15 protein-coding genes are annotated in these 16646 nt (G+C 66.1%); 2 read left to right on the forward strand and 13 right to left on the reverse strand.

Annotated elements, in window-relative coordinates:
* The first annotated feature begins 66 nt into the window (after positions 1–66).
* Complete coding sequence (locus ACFSUD_RS03685) at positions 67–2115, forward strand: ComEC/Rec2 family competence protein (RefSeq protein WP_386371575.1); 2049 nt, start codon at positions 67–69, stop codon at positions 2113–2115.
* Positions 2116–2118: 3 nt separating this feature from the next.
* On the opposite strand, the gene lexA is transcribed toward ACFSUD_RS03685, so the two are convergent.
* The 7 genes from lexA to ACFSUD_RS03720 all read right to left on the reverse strand — a co-directional run bounded on the left by lexA (position 2119) and on the right by ACFSUD_RS03720 (position 7589).
* Complete coding sequence (gene lexA / locus ACFSUD_RS03690; protein WP_386371577.1) at positions 2119–2811, reverse strand: transcriptional repressor LexA; 693 nt, start codon at positions 2809–2811, stop codon at positions 2119–2121.
* Positions 2812–2875: 64 nt separating this feature from the next.
* Complete coding sequence (locus ACFSUD_RS03695; RefSeq protein WP_386371579.1) at positions 2876–4048, reverse strand: molybdopterin molybdotransferase MoeA; 1173 nt, start codon at positions 4046–4048, stop codon at positions 2876–2878.
* Entirely contained in the window at positions 4045–4518 is a 474-nt protein-coding gene (gene moaC, locus ACFSUD_RS03700) for a cyclic pyranopterin monophosphate synthase MoaC (RefSeq protein WP_386371581.1), read from the reverse strand. Before moaC ends, ACFSUD_RS03695 begins: the two co-directional genes overlap by 4 nt.
* Positions 4518–5330, reverse strand: a complete 813-nt coding sequence (gene trpC, locus ACFSUD_RS03705; RefSeq protein WP_386371583.1) for an indole-3-glycerol phosphate synthase TrpC — start codon at positions 5328–5330, stop codon at positions 4518–4520. The genes moaC and trpC overlap by 1 nt, the downstream gene beginning before the upstream one ends.
* Positions 5327–5998, reverse strand: coding sequence for a uracil-DNA glycosylase (locus ACFSUD_RS03710; protein ID WP_386371585.1), 672 nt, complete (start codon positions 5996–5998; stop codon positions 5327–5329). The genes trpC and ACFSUD_RS03710 overlap by 4 nt, the downstream gene beginning before the upstream one ends.
* Positions 5995–7011: an anthranilate phosphoribosyltransferase gene (gene trpD, locus ACFSUD_RS03715; protein WP_386371586.1), complete on the reverse strand. Its 1017-nt coding sequence runs from the start codon at positions 7009–7011 to the stop codon at positions 5995–5997. Before trpD ends, ACFSUD_RS03710 begins: the two co-directional genes overlap by 4 nt.
* A complete protein-coding gene (locus ACFSUD_RS03720) occupies positions 7008–7589 on the reverse strand; it encodes an anthranilate synthase component II (protein WP_386371588.1) in 582 nt (193 codons plus the stop codon). The genes trpD and ACFSUD_RS03720 overlap by 4 nt, the downstream gene beginning before the upstream one ends.
* A 162-nt stretch (positions 7590–7751) precedes the next feature.
* Here ACFSUD_RS03720 and ACFSUD_RS03725 point away from each other — a divergent pair, with 162 nt between their 5' ends.
* Complete coding sequence (locus ACFSUD_RS03725) at positions 7752–9353, forward strand: divergent polysaccharide deacetylase family protein (RefSeq protein WP_386371590.1); 1602 nt, start codon at positions 7752–7754, stop codon at positions 9351–9353.
* A gap of 33 nt (positions 9354–9386) precedes the next feature.
* On the opposite strand, the gene ACFSUD_RS03730 is transcribed toward ACFSUD_RS03725, so the two are convergent.
* From ACFSUD_RS03730 to fabI, 6 genes are all read right to left on the reverse strand, one after another.
* Entirely contained in the window at positions 9387–10427 is a 1041-nt protein-coding gene (locus ACFSUD_RS03730; protein WP_386371592.1) for a succinylglutamate desuccinylase/aspartoacylase family protein, read from the reverse strand.
* 2 nt (positions 10428–10429) lie between these two features.
* A complete protein-coding gene (gene trpE, locus ACFSUD_RS03735; protein ID WP_386371594.1) occupies positions 10430–11941 on the reverse strand; it encodes an anthranilate synthase component I in 1512 nt (503 codons plus the stop codon).
* A gap of 10 nt (positions 11942–11951) precedes the next feature.
* Positions 11952–13796, reverse strand: a complete 1845-nt coding sequence (locus ACFSUD_RS03740) for a peptidyl-prolyl cis-trans isomerase (RefSeq protein WP_386371596.1) — start codon at positions 13794–13796, stop codon at positions 11952–11954.
* Between the two features lie 66 nt (positions 13797–13862).
* Positions 13863–15041: an aminotransferase gene (locus ACFSUD_RS03745; RefSeq protein ID WP_386371598.1), complete on the reverse strand. Its 1179-nt coding sequence runs from the start codon at positions 15039–15041 to the stop codon at positions 13863–13865.
* Between the two features lie 131 nt (positions 15042–15172).
* On the reverse strand, positions 15173–15694 hold the full coding sequence (gpt, locus tag ACFSUD_RS03750) for a xanthine phosphoribosyltransferase (protein WP_386371600.1): 522 nt from the start codon (positions 15692–15694) through the stop codon (positions 15173–15175).
* A 34-nt stretch (positions 15695–15728) separates the two neighbouring features.
* A complete protein-coding gene (gene fabI, locus ACFSUD_RS03755; protein ID WP_386371602.1) occupies positions 15729–16535 on the reverse strand; it encodes an enoyl-ACP reductase FabI in 807 nt (268 codons plus the stop codon).
* Positions 16536–16646: the final 111 nt, after the last annotated feature.

Raw genomic sequence — 16646 nt, forward strand, 5'->3', positions numbered from 1 at the left:
CTTTTGCTAACCTTGTGAACCGTAAGCTTTGCCCCTGTCTAGCGAGTGCGACGAACGGGGGCAAGCATGGGGCTCAGGGTGCTGCTGTCCGAGACCATGCGCCGCCAGCGCGGCCATCTGATCGGCTGGGTGCCGGTCTGCCTGGCCGCCGGGGTGGGGCTGTTCTTCTCGCTGAAATTCGAGCCGCAGATGCCGCTGCTCTCCGGGCTGGCGCTGGTGATGTTCCTGCTGATCCTGCTGGTGCGACATCTCCCCGAAACGATCTCGCCACTTTGTACCGCATTGATCCTCTGCCTGCTCGGCTTTCTGTTGGCGGCGGCACGGACCCATATGGTGCAGGCGCCGATGCTGTCCTGGCGCTATTACGGGCCGGTCGAAGGGCGGGTGGTGGCGATCGACCGCAGCGGTTCGGACGCGCTGCGCCTGACGCTCGATCAGGTCCGGCTCGACAGGATATCGCCCGCGCGCCTGCCACATCGGGTGCGACTCTCGCTGCATGGCGATCTGCAAGCGGGAATCACGCCCGAGCCCGGGCTGCGGGTGATGACCACGGCGCATCTCTCGCCGCCCGGCGGCCCGGTCGAACCGGACGGGTTCGACTTTCAGCGCCACGCTTTTTTCGCAGGGCTCGGCGCGGTGGGCTATACCCGGGTGCCGCTGCTCGGCGTGGCGCCTGCATCCGAAGGGCAGGCCGGTCTGGCAATCGCGCGGCTGCGCATGGCAGTCTCGGCGCGGATCAGGGCGGTGCTGCCGGGTGACATCGGCGGCTTTGCGACCGCGATCACCACGGGTGATCGCAGCGCCATCAGCGGCGATGCCCTGCAGGACCTGCGGACCGCCAACCTGGCGCATCTGCTGGCGATTTCGGGGCTGCATATGGGATTGCTGAGCGCGCTGGTCTTCGGGGCGCTGCGGCTGCTGCTGGCGCTGCATCCCGTGACCGCGCTCTATTGGCCGACCAGACAGATCGCCGCGGCGGGCGCCCTGCTGGCGGCACTCGGGTATCTGGCGCTGTCCGGCGGCAATGTCGCCACGCAGCGCGCCTTCATCATGGTTGCGGTGGCGCTCGGCGCGCTGATGATCGGGCGGCGCGCCCTGTCAATCCGCGCGGTGGCCGTGGCGGCAAGCATCGTGCTGCTGCTGCGTCCCGAAGCGCTGATGGGGCCGGGGTTCCAGATGTCCTTCGCGGCGACCACGGCGCTGGTCGCAGTGTTCGGCTGGCTGCGCGATGTGGATCTGGACTGGATGCCGAACTGGCTGCGCCCGGCCGTGGCGGTGTTCATCTCCTCAGGCGTTGCAGGGGCGGCGACGGCGCCGATCGCGGCGGCGCATTTCAACATGATCGCGCATTACGGGTTGATCGCCAATCTGCTTTGCGTGCCGCTGATGGGGACGGTGGTAATCCCGGCGGCGCTGGCGGCGGCGCTTCTGGCGCCCTTCGGGTTCGAAGCGCTGCCGCTGTGGCTGATGGGCAAGGGGCTGGCCTGGATCCTCGGTGTCGCGCAGGCGATTGCGGAAATGGAAGGCGCGCGGGGCGCCGTGCCCTCGCCGGGGCGCTGGGTGGTGCCGCTGCTGGCACTCGGCTGCCTCATGCTGATCCTCTGGCAGGGTTGGCTGCGTTGGAGCGGGGTTCTCGTCGTAATGCTGGCCTTCCTGCTCTGGAGCTTCGCCGAGCGCCCGGCGCTGCTGATTGCCGAGACCGGAACGCTGGTAGGGGCGATGACGGCGCAGGGCCGTGCCCTCAGTAAGGAGCGCAGCGCCGGGTTCGTGGCGCGCAACTGGCTGGAGAATGACGGCGATCCCGCGAGCCAGGCTGACGCTGCCGCGCGCTGGCCGCGCGGCGCACCGATGCGGCTTGGCCGGATACCTGTGCTGCATCTGACGGGCAAACGGGCGGCCTCGGCTTTTGTCGGGTGTCGGCACGGGCAGATCGTCGTATCGAGCGTGAAACTGCCTGCCGACATCGCCGCATCCTGCGAGGTTTTCGATCCGGCGCGGCTGAAGGAGACCGGCGCGGTCGCTCTCTACCGGGAAGGGGAGAAACTGCGCCTCGTCACCGCGCGCGACCGGGCGGGCGCGCGGCTCTGGAATCACTGGGAGCGGGGGCGGGAGTAGAGCTCAATAAGAGCGGATAAGCCCCACCAGACGACCCTGAACCTTGACCTGATCGGCGCGCAGCGTCCTCGTTTCATAGGCAGGGTTGGCGGCTTCGAGCGCGATGGCGGTCCCGGCCCGGCGGAAGCGTTTCAGCGTCGCTTCGTGGTCCTCGACCAGCGCCACGACGATATCGCCGTCATCGGCCACCGAGGTTTCGCGGATCACCACGACATCACCGTCGTTGATCCCGGCATCGATCATCGAATCGCCCTTGACCTCCAGCGCGTAATGCTCGCCGGAGCCCTGGACCATGTTGCCCGGCACCGAAATCGAATGGGAGACCTGGCTGATCGCCTCGATCGGCACACCGGCGGCGATCCGGCCCATGACCGGCACTTCGAGCGCGTGAACCGGTGCATTCGCGACCGCGGCGGGGGTGTCGGGCAGGTCGCCGTCGATCACCTGCGGCGAGAAACCGGATCTGGCCGCACCGCCGAGGCTCTCGGGAAGTTTGACAATCTCGATCGCACGGGCGCGATGGGCCAGGCGGCGGATGAAGCCGCGTTCCTCCAGCGCCGTGATCAACCGGTGGATGCCCGATTTCGACCGCAGGTCGAGCGCCAGTTTCATTTCGTCAAAGCTCGGAGGGACACCGTCACGCTGCACACGCTTGTGAATGAAGGCCAGCAGATCGAGTTGTTTTCTGGTCAGCACCTGGGAAACCTCCGGTTGTTGGTTTGGATTTGTTCTATGGACGTTCCCGTTTTGTGTCAAGTTTTCAAAGATTAATGCAATCCACCATGTCTCCTGCCTTACGGGGCGGGTCATGCGGCGGGCGCACCAGCAGCACATCCGACGAGGACAACACGCTCAGAAGCGAGGAATCCTGACTGCTTTCCGGGCAGACCCGACCGCCCTGCATCCGGGCGCGCATGTAATGGGCACGCGGCCCGTTTTCCGGAAGGTCGGCGGCAAGCGGCATGCGGTGACGCGGCGCGGCTTCGGCGGGCAGGCCCTGCATCACGCGCAGCATCGGCGCGACAAAGACGGTGCCGCAGACCATGGCCGAGACCGGATTGCCGGGCAGGCCGATCATCGCCGCCTTGCCCATCCGCCCGGCCATCAGCGGTTTGCCGGGTCGCATCGCCACCTTGTAGAAGCTCTGTTCCAGTCCCAGCTCGGCACCGACCGACGCGACCAGATCGTGATCCCCGACCGAGGCACCGCCGATGGTGACGATCAGATCGCCCCCCTTGGCCAGGGCGAATGCCTGCTGCAGGGACGCCTTGTTGTCCCGTGCGATCGGCAGCATCCGCACCTCGGCCCCGAAGTCCTCGAACATCGCGGCCAGACCGTAATTGTTCGAAGCAATGATCTGATCCGGCCCCGGGGATTCGCCCGGCTGCACCAGCTCGTCGCCGGTTGCCAGTAATGCCACGACAGGGCGGCGGCTGACCGGGACCTCCGCGATGTTCATGGCGGCAAGCAGGGCAATGTCGGACGGGCGCAGGCGGCGGGGCGCCTGCAGCGGATCGCCGATCTCGAAATCCACCCCGGCAGGGCGGATATTGTCCTTTTCCCCGATGCGATGGCCGAGCGTGATCAGATCGCCGCGGCGGGTCACATCCTCCTGGATCACCACGAAATCGGCACCTTCCGGCAGCGGCGCGCCGGTGAAGATGCGGACCGCCTGACCGGCCCGGACCTGGCCTTCGAAACGATGTCCGGCGGCGGCTTCGCCGATCACCTTGAACAACGCATCGGGCTCGACTTCGGCGCGGCGCAGCGCGTAGCCATCCATCGAAGAGGCGGCGAAAGGGGGCTGGCGCCGGGTCGCGGCGACATCGCGCGCGAGCACCCGACCGGCAGCCCGGCGCAGTGGCACCAGCTCAACCGCGCCGGGCTTGACCAGCGTGAAGAGCTGCTCGAGCGCCGCCTCGACCGAGATCATTGCGCCTCGTAACGGCCGGATTTGCCGCCGTCCTTCAGGACCACGCGCTGCCCGCCTATCTCCATGTCCTTGTCCACGGCCTTGCTCATGTCATAGACCGTGAGGGCCGCGACCGAGACGGCCGTCAGCGCTTCCATCTCGACCCCGGTCTGTCCGGTGGTCTTGACCGTGGCACTGATGCGGATGCCCGGCAGATCAGGATCCGGCGTCAGTTCCAGCGCGACCGAGGTGATCGGCAGCGGGTGGCACAGCGGGATGAGATCGGAAGTGCGCTTGGCGCCCATGATCCCGGCAAGCCGCGCAACACCCAGGACATCGCCCTTCTTGGCCCGACCTTCGGTAATGATCTCAAGGGTTTCGGGCGCCATCCTGATGTAGTTCTCGGCGCGCGCGATCCGCGCGGTCACGGCCTTGTCGGAGACATCGACCATATGGGCGTCGCCCTTCTTGTCGAAATGGGTCAGGCTCATCACATACCCCCGGCGGTCAGCGGATTGGCGAGCAGATCGCGGGTCGCCTGCTCGACATCGCTCTGGCGCATCAGGCTTTCGCCGATCAGGAAGATCCGCGCGCCATACATCGCGATATCGGAGAGATCCTTCGGCGTGCTCAGCCCGGATTCAGACACGATCACCCGGTCCTCGGGTACCAGCTTCGACAGGCTGCGCGTGGTGTCGAGCGAGGTCTCGAAGGTGTTGAGATTGCGGTTGTTGATGCCGATCAGACGGCTTTCAAGCTTGCTGGCGCGTTCCAGCTCCTCGCGGTCATGCACCTCGATCAGCGCATCCATGCCCCATTCCTTCGCTGCCGCCTCGAGCTCCGCGGCCTGTGCATCGCTGACCGAGGCCATGATGATCAGGATGCAATCGGCACCGAGGCTGCGCGCTTCGGCGACCTGATAGGTGTCATACATGAAATCCTTGCGCAGAACCGGCAGATCGCAGGCAGCGCGGGCCTCGGTGAGGAATGATTTGGCACCTTGAAAGCTCGGCGTGTCGGTCAGCACCGACAGGCAGGCAGCGCCGCCCGCCTCATAGGCCTGCGCAAGCGCGGCCGGGTCGAAATCTTCGCGGATCAGCCCCTTGGACGGGCTGGCCTTCTTGATCTCGGCGATCAACCCATAGCCCTCGCGGGAGGCATCGTGCAGCTTGGCGGCAAAGGGGCGGACCGGACCGGCGCCGCGGGCCTCGGCCTCGACGCTTTCCAGCGGCTTTTCCTGCTTGTCGGCGGCGATCTCGTCGAGTTTGTAGGACTTAATCCTGTCGAGAATGGTCTCGGTCATAATTTACCCCTCTGGTTGGCCCAGTTTATGGCGTTCCTGTCATTGGCCTGCAACCATACATTGGTGCGGCTGAAAGGGCGCGATCCGAAAAAGCCCCGTCGCGCCGAGAGCGGCGAGGGATGGGCGCTTGCCAGTTTCAGATTATCCGCCGGATCGACCCCGGCCGCCGCTTTCTGTGCCTGTGCGCCCCAGAGCAGATAGGCACGGGGCCGGTCCGAGAGCCGCTGCAGCACCTGTGACGTCAGGTCCTGCCAGCCCAGCAATCGGTGCCCGCCCGCGTCGCCCGCAGGCACGCTCAGCACGGTATTGAGCAGCAAGACCCCCTGATCGGCAAGGAAACGAAGATCGGCAGTGTCGGGGCAGACGCCGAGATCAGCCTGCATTTCCTTGTAGATATTTGCCAGCGAACGCGGCAGCGGTCTGACGTCGGCGGCGGCCGAGAAGGCAAAGCCATGGGCATGGCCCGGCGTCGGGTAGGGATCCTGACCGAGGATCACCACCTCTACGTCGTCGGGCTGACTGCGTTCCAGCGCCGCGAAAACCTGCGGTGCGGGCGGCAGGAAGGGGCGTTCCTCGCTTTCAAGTCGCGCTTCGATCTGCGGCAAGCGCTGCTCGAAGAACGGCAGGGCGGCCCAGGCGCCCAGTCCCGAGTGGGGCAGCAGGGTCATTTGCGCTGCGAGATTTCGGCGACCCGTGTGAGTTTCTCGCTTGCCGCGCCGCTGTCGATGCTCTGGCGGGCCATCTCGACCCCCGATTTCAGGTCGGACGCGGCATCTGCCACCACCAGCGCGGCAGCCGCATTGAGCAGTACCGCGTCGCGATAGGCCGATTTAGCACCGTCCAGCAGCGCGAGCAGGTCGCGGGCATTTTCCTGAGGCGTACCGCCGATGATCGCCTCGAAAGGATGCGCCGGCAACCCGGCTTCCTCGGGATGGATCTCGAACTCGCGCAGCTCCCCCTGCTCCCAGGCCGCGACCCAGCTCACCCCGGTAATGGTCAGCTCATCGGTGCCGTCCGAGCCATGTACGATCCAGGCCTTCTCGCTGCCAAGCTGGCCGAGGGTCTGCGCCATCGGGCGGATCAGCTCGCGCAGATAGGCGCCGGTAAGCTGGCGGGTGACCCCGGCGGGGTTGGTCAGCGGGCCGAGGATGTTGAAGATCGTGCGGGTGCCGAGCTCCGAACGGGTCGGCATCACATGGGCGATCGCCGGGTGATGCATCGGCGCCATCATGAAGCCGATTCCGGCACCTCCAAGCTCGCGCTCCACGACTTTCGGCCCGACCATGACATTGAGCCCGATCTGCGTGAGCGCATCGGCGGCGCCGGATTTGGACGACAGGTTGCGGTTGCCATGCTTGGCCACGACCACACCGGCACCGGCCACCACGAAGGCGGTTGCGGTGGAGATGTTCAGCGTGCCTTTGCCGTCACCGCCGGTGCCGACGATGTCGATGGCGCCCTCAGGCGCCTGCACCGGATGGCATTTGGCGCGCATCACGGCGGCGGCGGCGGCATATTCATCCACCGTCTCGCCCCGGGTGCGCAGCGCCATCAGGAAACCGCCGATCTGGCTCGGCGTGGCTTCTCCGTCAAACAGGATCTGGAAGGCTTCGCGGGCCTGCGCAGGGCTCAGAGGCCCGTTGGCTGCGGCGTCGATCAGCGGTTTCAGGGCGTCGCTCATGCCGGAACCTGCATCTTGTCGAGGAAATTCTTGAGCAGCGCATGGCCATGTTCCGAGCGGATCGATTCCGGGTGGAACTGCACGCCATGAAGCGACAATTCGCGGTGCTGCAGCCCCATGATCGTGCCGTCGGCCAGCTCGGCGGTGATGCGCAGACATTCCGGCAGGCTCTCGCGCTCGACGACCAGCGAATGATAGCGCGTCGCCTCGAAGGGCGAGGGCAGACCGGCGAAGACGCCGCTGTTGTCGTGATGCATCACGCCCATCTTGCCATGCACGATCTCGCCCGCACGCACGACCTTGCCGCCGAAAGCCTGGCCCAGCGTCTGATGGCCAAGGCAGACACCAAGCAGCGGCAGCTTTGCCTCGGCCGCCGCGCGGGTCAGCTTTAGACAGATACCGGCCTGATCGGGATCGCAGGGACCGGGCGAGAGGAGGATGCCCGCAGGTTTCATCGCCAGCGCCTCGGCCACGTCAAGCGTGTCATTGCGCCGGACCTCGACCTCGGCGCCGAGCTCGCCGAGGTAATGCACCAGATTGTAGGTGAATGAATCGTAGTTATCGATGAGCAGCAGCAAGGGGCAAAACTTCGTATTAGGGCTAGAGATACCGTGCGGAGACGGGATATATGTCGGGCATACATGTTCAGGCTTGTCCCGCGACGTCAAGAGCGGAGGCGGTTGGCGGCCAAGGGCAGGAATGGCGCGATAGGGCGCAGGGCAGGTTACGGGAGAGGTGGAATGGCGCGCGGATTTCTGGGCGGACTCATAAGTGGCGGCATCGTCGTGCTCGGGCTCGGCGGGGTCGTCTCGCTGCTGGCGCCGATGCCGCAGCCGCCGCAGATCGGCGCGACCCCCGGCGCGGCAGAGACGCCCGAGGCCGATATCGAGGTTTCCCAGGCCCGGCAATCCATCGCTGATACACCGACGGCACCGGCCAGCCAGACCGCGACGCCAAGCGATACCCCGGCTCCGGATGACCTCGCCAGCCTTGACGAGACGACAACCGCGAGCGCCGGACAGCCGGAAACCGGCGAGGTCGGTGACATCGCCGCGCCGAGCGTCGTCGCCACGGCCCGCAACGATGTTCCCCGGGCCGAGGCCCCGGTGCAGGCCAATCCGCGAATTTCGACACCCGCGACACCCGAAGCGGTCGAGGAATTGTCGATTTCGACCGAGCCCGCCCAGCCCATGGCGCCGCCGCTCGAAGCCGTGGAAGGGGCTTTCGACCTGCCGGTGCAGCCGGAAGTCGGCATGATCGACGCGCCGGTCCTGACCGCGCCTGCGGCTGAGGCAGAGGAAGAGCCGCTCTTCGCGCGCACGCCAATCGAAACTCAGGCGGAACCGGGCGCACCGCAACCGCGGCGGTCCTCTCCCGCAAACCGGGTGGACGAGCCCGATGCGGCAAACCACGCGGTGCCGGAATCCCTGCATCAGACCGCGCAGGCGACGGCAGGCGAAAGCGGTCCGGAGAACGCGTCGGTTGCCACTGGCCCGAGGGTCGGCAAACCGGCACGCGATCCCGGCGCGCAGAAGAGCGGGGTGATCGTCAACCGATTGCCGAATATCGCCGAGGATGTCGCGACGGAAGATCAGGTCAAGCCCGACACGGCAGCGGAGCAGGCCGAGCCCGACGCCGCCCCTGTCGCGGAGCCCGATCCGCGCGCGATCATCCGAAATGCGATGCCTTTCACATCGAGCGAGGATAAGCCGCTGATGGCAATCGTGCTGATCGACAACGGCAAGTCCCTGACCGGCGGCGAGGCCGGACTGGCCGCGCTGCGCAGCTTTCCCTATCCGGTGAGCTTTGCCGTCGATGCGACGCTGCCCGATGCCGCGGAAAGGATGCAGGCGTTTCGCGAAGAAGGGTTCGAGGTCCTGGCGATGGTCGACCTGCCCGAAGGCGCGACTCCCGGCGATGCCGAGACCAATTTCGCCGTGGCGCTCGGGAATTTGCCCCAGGCGGTCGCGGTGCTGGAAGGGACGAAAGGGGGGCTGCAGGTCTCGCGCGATGTTTCCGACCATGTGGCGGCGATGCTGGCGGAGAGCGGCCATGGGCTGGTGACCCAGGACAGGGGGCTCAACACGGTGCCGAAACTGGCGCGTAAGAACGGCGTCCCGGCGGCCCCGGTGTTCCGCGATTTCGACAGCAAGGACCAGACGCCGACGGTGATCCGAAGGTTCCTCGATCAGGCGGCGTTCAAGGCCGGGCAGGAGGGCGGGGTGATCATGCTCGGCCGCCTGCGTCCCGACACGATCTCCGCGCTGCTGCTCTGGGGGTTGCAGGAGCGCGCCAGCAAGGTGACGCTGGCGCCGGTCTCGGCGGTTCTGTTGCAGGAGTGATCGGTTCCGCGCCAGCCCCGGACAGCCGCGCCCTCAGATAATCTCATCCTCATCGAAGAGCGGATCGGTCTCGAGCTGCGAGGCCAGGTTGCCCACCGTGGTGACCGCCGCCTCGTCGCTGAGCCGGGCGAGGTGGAACACCGCATCGCCCTCATTGACCACCGGCAGTATCGCCCGGCCGATCAGGATCCCGGCATCCGGCGCGACCAGATGGGTCTCGATCTTGCCGAACGGGTCCGAGACGGTGGCCAGGACATCGCCCTTGGCGACAGTCTCGCCCTCGGCCCGGAAGGTGCGCAGCAGCCCGCCCGCCGGGGCGCGCAGCCAGTTCGATGTCCTGCAGACGTGCGGCGCCGCTCGGGCCGGGGCGATGCCCTTGGCAGGCAGCATCTCCTGTCCGCGCATCACCCGCAATATCCCTGCCAGACCGGCCCGCACCGCCATCTCGTCAAAGCGCAGCCCTTCGCCGGCTTCGTAGAGCAGGATGGGCGTCCCGAGCTTGGCCGCCACGGCGCGCAGCGATCCCTCGCGCAGCGCCGAGCTCAGCACCACGGGCGCCCCGAAATCGAGCGCCATTTTGCTGGTGACCGCGTCCGCTGGCGAGACCCGTACCTGCGGCAGGTTGGTGCGGTGGATCGCCGCCGAATGCAGGTCGATCCCGAAGTCGCAGCGCAGCACCACCTCCTGCATGAAGATGAACGCCAGCCGCGCCCCGAGCGAGCCGGAAGGGTGACCGGGAAAACAGCGGTTCAGGTCGCGCCGGTCGGGAAGGTAGCGCGAGCGGTTGAGAAAGCCGAAGGAATTGACCACCGGCACCACCAGCAGCGTACCGCGCAGCGACCTGAGCTGCGGCGCACGCAGCAGGCGGCGCACGATCTCGACGCCGATCACCTCGTCGCCATGTACGGCTGCACTGACGAACATGGTAGGACCGGGCCGTTTGCCGTGGAAGACCTCTACCGACAGATGCACCGGCGTATGATCCGGCAGGATCGAGACCGGCAGATCGATCTCCGCGCTGGTGCCGGGCGCGACGATCATGCCCGCGATTTCGAAAGGGGCGCGGGCGGCCATGTTCAGTTGTTTCCCTTGCCGCCAAAGCGCGCGGCATCGGCGGCGGCGCGACGGATGGCGTTGGATTTATGCACCGTCTCCATGTATTCCGCCTCCGGGTCGCTGTCATAGACGACCCCGCCGCCGGCCTGGATATAGAGCGTCTCGTCCTTGATCACGGCGGTGCGCAGGGCGATGCACATGTCCATGTCGCCCCCGGCGCTGAAATAACCGACGCCGCCCCCATAGACGCCACGCTTTTCCGGCTCGAGCTCGTCGATGATCTGCATGGCCCGGACCTTTGGCGCGCCCGACACGGTCCCGGCGGGCATCCCGGCAAAGAATGCATCGAGCGCATCGCAGCCCTCGCGCAGCTCGCCCACCACGTTGGAGACGATATGCATCACATGGCTGTAACGCTCGACGATGAATTCCTCCGTCGGGCGCACGGTGCCGATCTTCGCCACCCGGCCGACATCATTGCGGCCCAGATCGAGCAGCATCAGATGTTCGGCAAGCTCTTTCTGATCGGCAAGCAGATCCGCCTCCAACGCGCGGTCCTCTTCCGGCGTGGCCCCGCGTTTGCGGGTGCCGGCGATCGGGCGGATGGTGACCTCCTTGCCGAACACCCGCACGAGGATCTCGGGCGAGGCGCCCACCACATGAAAGCCACCGAAGTTGAAATAAAACATGAACGGCGACGGGTTGGTGCGCCGCAGGGAGCGGTAGAGCGCGAAGGGCGGATGGGCAAATCCCTGTGCCCAGCGTTGGCTCGGCACCACCTGAAAGATGTCGCCTGCGCGAATATAATCGCGCGCCTTCTCGACCGCCTGTTTGTAGCCCTTATGGCTGAAATTGCTGACCGGTTCCGGTGCCTCGGCTGCCTCGCCGAGATCGCGGGAGGTGCCGGGCATGGCGCGTTCAAGATCGCGCACCGCATCCATCACCCGCTCGGCGGCCTGCGCATAGGCGGCCTTGGCGGAATGGCCGTCCGATACCCAGGCAGGGGAGACGATGGTGACCTCGCCCTTCACCCCGTCGAGCACGGCGATCACCGAAGGCCGCAGCATCATCGCATCGGGCAGGCCGAGCGGATCGGGGTTCACCTCCGGCAGATGCTCGACCAGCCGGATCATATCATAGCCGAGATAGCCAAACAGCCCGGCCGCCGCCTGCGGCAGATCATCGGGCAGGTCGATCCGCGATTCCGCGATCAGGGCGCGCAATGTGTCGAGCGGGTCACCCGCCAACGGCTCGAACGCATCCGCATCATAGCGCGCGGCCCGGTTCAGCGCCGCCTCGGTCCCCCGGCAACGCCAGATCAGGTCGGGTTTCATGCCGATGATCGAATAGCGCCCGCGCACCTCGCCACCGGTCACCGATTCCAGCACAAAGGCATTCTCGGCGGCACCGGTGAGTTTCAGCATCAGCGACACCGGCGTGTCGAGATCGGCTGCCAGCCTTGTATAGACGATCTGGTTCTTCCCGGCCGAATAGGCTTCGGAGAAATCCTCGAATCTGGGGGTCAGGGCCATCTGCCGTCCTTCAGGGGAAATTGACATGCACGGCGGCAACCGCCCGCTGGTCGACCTGCGGCCCGGCGCGACGCACCACCTCCTCGGCATAGATGTCAAAGACATCCTGCGCGAGCGCCTGATCGAGCTGCGCATCGAGCCGCTCGATCAATGCGCTGGCGTCATCGTCCGTCTCGGCAGCGACGATATTGTCGAGCAGCACGATCGCGACCTTGTCTTCTTCACCCTGCAGAATCTCCACATCGCCGGGCTGCATCTTGAAGACCGTTTCCATGAACTCGGCCGGGCTATCCTCGACGAATCCGTTGCGGGTCATGTCTTCCTCGATCACCGCGTCGAGCCCGGCTTCGGTGAAGGCGGTGGCGCCGGTGAGGGCGGGCTTCAGCGCCTCGGCCTGGGCGACCAATGCCGTCCGGATCTGCTCGGCGCGCCAGGCGGCCTCGACGTCGTCGCGGGCCTGTTCGAAGGGTTCGGGCCGTTCCGGCAGCGCCTCATCAAGACGCAGCGCGAAGATACCACCGTCATCGAGCTGTCCGATCTTCGGAAAATCATCCTCCTTCAGCGCCGCCGCGGCTTCGCGGAAGGCGGCATAGGCGGCGATGCCCGCGCTGTTCTCTTCGGTCCAATCGATCTGGCCGAGTTCCATCTCGCTTTCCTCGGCGAGCTGTTCCAGGGTAGCGCCACCGGCAAGCTGATCGTCGAGTTCCTGCGCCCGGGCCTCGACCGCGCGCACCGCGCGGCTGACCGCCAGTTCCTGGCGCAGGGCCGCGCGCGCCTCTTCGAAGCTGGTGTTCTGCGCGGGCAACACGCCGTTGACCCGGAACAGGGCCGGGCCGAGCGGGCTGGGCAGCGGGCCGACGACATCGCCGACCTCGGCCGCGAAGACCGCTTCGCCCGCCGCCTCGAGCTCGAGCCGTCCGACATCTCCCAGATCGACATCCGCCAGATCAAGCCCCCGCTGATCGACCAGCGTCTCGAATGTCGTGCCGTCAACCTCGAGCGCCGCGGCGGCCTGATCGGCGCTTTCCGCATCGGCAAAGACCAGGCGCTCGACCAGGCGGCGTTCGGGTTTCTGATATTCCCCGGCGCGGTTCTCGTATTCCTTGCGCAATTCCTCCTCGGAGACCTCCACCTCCTCGATCAGCGCATCGGGGCTGAGCCAGGCATAGGTGATTTCCTTGCTGGCAGGCAGCATGAAACGCTCGGAATTGGCCTCGTAATAGGCGCGCAATTCCTCCTCGCTGGCCGACGGGAGTGGCGTTTCGAGATCGCCTTCGTCCATCAGCGTCCAGGTGAAACTGCGCTGCTCGCGCAGGTAGCTGACCAGCGTCTCGGCATAGGTCTGCGGCATCTGCACGCCCCCGACGATCGCGCCCTGCAGCAGGGTGCGCGCCGCTTCCTCGCGCAGCGATGCCTCGAATTCGGCCTCGCTCAAACCGCTCTGCTGCAGCGCGAAGCGATAGCCTTCGCGGTCGAACTTGCCGTCGATCCCCTGAAAGGCGGAGATTTCGAGGATCTGGCCGCGCAGGGATTCATCGCCGATCGACAGACCGAGCTGGCTCGCCTCGTGATCCAGCGCCCGGTTGCGCACCAGCCGCTGCAGCACCGCACGGTCGAGCCCGATCTCCTGGGCGCGACGGAAGGTCAGCGGCTCGCCGGTCTGGGCCTCGACGGCGCGGATCTCCTGCTGGAGCTGGCGGGCATATTGATCCACCGGGATCGACTTGTCGCCCACCGAGCCGATGCTGCGGATATTGCCGCTCAGGTTGATCGCGCCGAAGCCGCCGAGACCGAGGATCAGCATCCCCATCAGCACCCAGACGGCGGTTTTCGTAATGCTCGAGCCTTTGGCCATGTTCTGTTCACCCTCAACGCGTTTCGTGATTGTCTATGCGCTGCGCGGCGAGGGAGCAAGGGGCGCTTAGGCAGAGGGCAGGGCGGCAAGCCGGTCGAACAACCCGCTGATACCGCCGCGATCGAGATTGGCGAAGGCGATGCGCAATTGTCCCGCGGCACCGGGGTCATCGACCGGGCAGAACATCGTGCCCGGCAGCGCGAGTATCCCGGCCTCGCGTACCAGCCAGGGCGCCAGCTCGGCCGAGGACATGGAAAAGGGGTGCTGAAGATAGGCGAAATACCCGCCGAGCCCGAGCAGCTGCCAGCCGCGCGCCGCAAGACGCGGAAACTGCGCGGCGATATGGGCCCGCCGGGACAGGATTTCTTGCCGCTCTCCGGCCAGCCAGTCGCCGAGGTTCTGCATGCCCCAGAGCGCCGCATGCTGGCCGATCTGGTTCGGACAGATCGTCACGGTATCGAGAAATTTCTCGGCCTCGGCCAGGCGCGCGGCGGAGGCGATCATCGCCCCGACCCGATGACCGGTGAGCCGGTAGGATTTGGAAAAGGAATAGAGCTGGATCAGCGTGTCCGGCCAATCCGCCTGCGCGAACAGGCCATGCGGGGCACCGGTGCGACTGTGAAAATCGCGATAGGTCTCGTCAAGGATCAGCGCGATGCCCCTGTCCCGGGCCAGATCGAAAAAGACCTGCAGCAGGTCGGCGGGATATTCGACCCCGCAGGGATTGTTCGGACTGACCAGCGCGATGGCCCGCGTACGCGGGGTGATCAGCGCCGCGGCGCGCGCGGGATCGGGCAGCATGTCGCCCGCTACCGGCAGGGCAAGCGCGTTGACGCCGGCCATGTCGAGCCACATCTTGTGGTTGAAATACCACGGCGTCGGCAGGATGACCTCATCCGCCTCGCCACAGAGCGCCGCGATGGCGGCGGTAAATGCCTGGTTGCATCCGGCGGTGATGGCGACCTGTTCCGCACCGATCCTGCCCCCGTAGCGCGCGGCGCTCTGGCGGGCCAGTTCCGCACGCAGTTCGGCCAGTCCCAGCACCGGCCCGTAGAGATGCGCCGCATCGCAATTGAGCGCCACCTCGGCCATCGCCTCGCGCAGCGCCCGCACCGGCGGCTCCACCGGCGCCGCCTGGCTGACATTGATCAACGGTCGTTCCGGCGGGAAAGTGATCCCTTCAAGCCAGCCCCGGGCCTGCATCACGGGCGGCAGGAAGGTGGCGGCGGTGCGTGTCATCGTCATGGCGGGGCTCCTCGGGGCGAGCGCGGGAGCCTCCGGCGGAGGTATTTAGGGTCAGAAGATGCGGCGACGGAGCGTCATTCTTTGGGTTTCAAATACCTCCGCCGGAGGCGGAAAGTCCTTCTGAGGCCGGTTCAGTCCTTGCCGCGATAGGGTTCGACATATTGCAGCGCCATGTCCCAGGGGAAGAAGATCCAGGTATCCTGCGAGACTTCGGTGATGTAGGTATCGACCTGCGGACGGCCCTTCGGTTTGGCATAGACCGTGGCACAATGGGCCTTGGGATAGAGGGCGCGCACGACCTCCAGCGTCTTGCCTGAATCCACCAGGTCGTCGATGATCAGGATACCGGTGCCGTCGCCCATCAGCTCGGGATCCGGAGCTTTCAGGACCTGTGCATCCGACTGGGTCTGGTGATCATAGGATTTGATCGAGATCGTATCGACGGTGCGGATGTCGAGTTCCCGTGCCGCGATCATCGCCGGCGCCATGCCGCCGCGGGTGATCGCCACCACCGCGCGCCAGGCGCCGTTGTCGGGTCCGTGCCCGTCGAGCCGCCAGGCCAGGGCGCGGCTGTCGCGGTGGATCTGGTCCCAGGAAATGTGAAAGCCCTTTTCATGGGGCAGGCGCCGGAAATTCTGCTTGTCGTCGGTCATCGGGCGGTCTTTCGGTTGGGGCTGCGGGGGAGGATCATTCCTTCGACATGTCCGGCGCATCGACCGCCTTCATGCCCACGACGTGATACCCGGCATCGACATGCAGGTTCTCGCCGGTGGTGCCGCTGCCGAGATCGCTGAGCAGGAACAGCGCCGCCTTGCCGACATCGTCGATGGTCACGTTGCGGCGCAGCGGCGAATTGTATTCGTTCCATTTCATGATGTAGCGGAAATCACCGATGCCGGAGGCGGCCAGTGTCTTGATCGGGCCGGCGGAGATGGCGTTGACGCGGATGCCGTCCTTGCCAAGATCCTCGGCGAGATATTTCACGCTGGCCTCGAGCGCCGCCTTGGCCACGCCCATGACGTTGTAATGCGGCATCACCTGTTCGGCGCCGTAATAGGTCAGCGTCAGGGCGCTGGCGCCGGGGCGCATCATTTTCTCGGCGCGCTGCATGATCGCGGTGAAGGAATAGACCGAGATGTCCATCGTCATGGTAAAATTGCCGCGGCTGGTATCGACATAGCGGCCACGCAGCTCGTTCTTGTCGGAGAAGCCGATGGCATGGACGATGAAATCGAGCCCGTCCCAACGCGCGCCCAGATCCGCGAAAAGCGCGTCCATCGACGCTTCGTCCGCGACGTCGCAGGGCAGGACGATGTCGCTGCCCAGCTGTTCGGCCAGCGGCCCGACGCGTTTCTTCAGCGCTTCGCCCTGGTAGGAGAAGGCGAGCTCGGCCCCGGCATCGGCGAGGGTCTTTGCAATCCCCCAGGCGATGGACTTGTCATTGGCGAGCCCCATGACGAGCCCTCGTTTGCCCTGCATCAGATTGTTGCCCATCGCACTGCCCTATTCCTTGGAGATATCTTGCCGTGGGTTTATGTCATTGCGCGGAATGCATCAAGACTGCAACGCCATGCATGGTTCGGGGGCTTGCGCGCTTCTGTTGTC

The sequence above is a fragment of the Sulfitobacter aestuarii genome, from assembly GCF_042685005.1.
Classification (GTDB): Bacteria; Pseudomonadota; Alphaproteobacteria; order Rhodobacterales; family Rhodobacteraceae; genus Sulfitobacter; species Sulfitobacter aestuarii.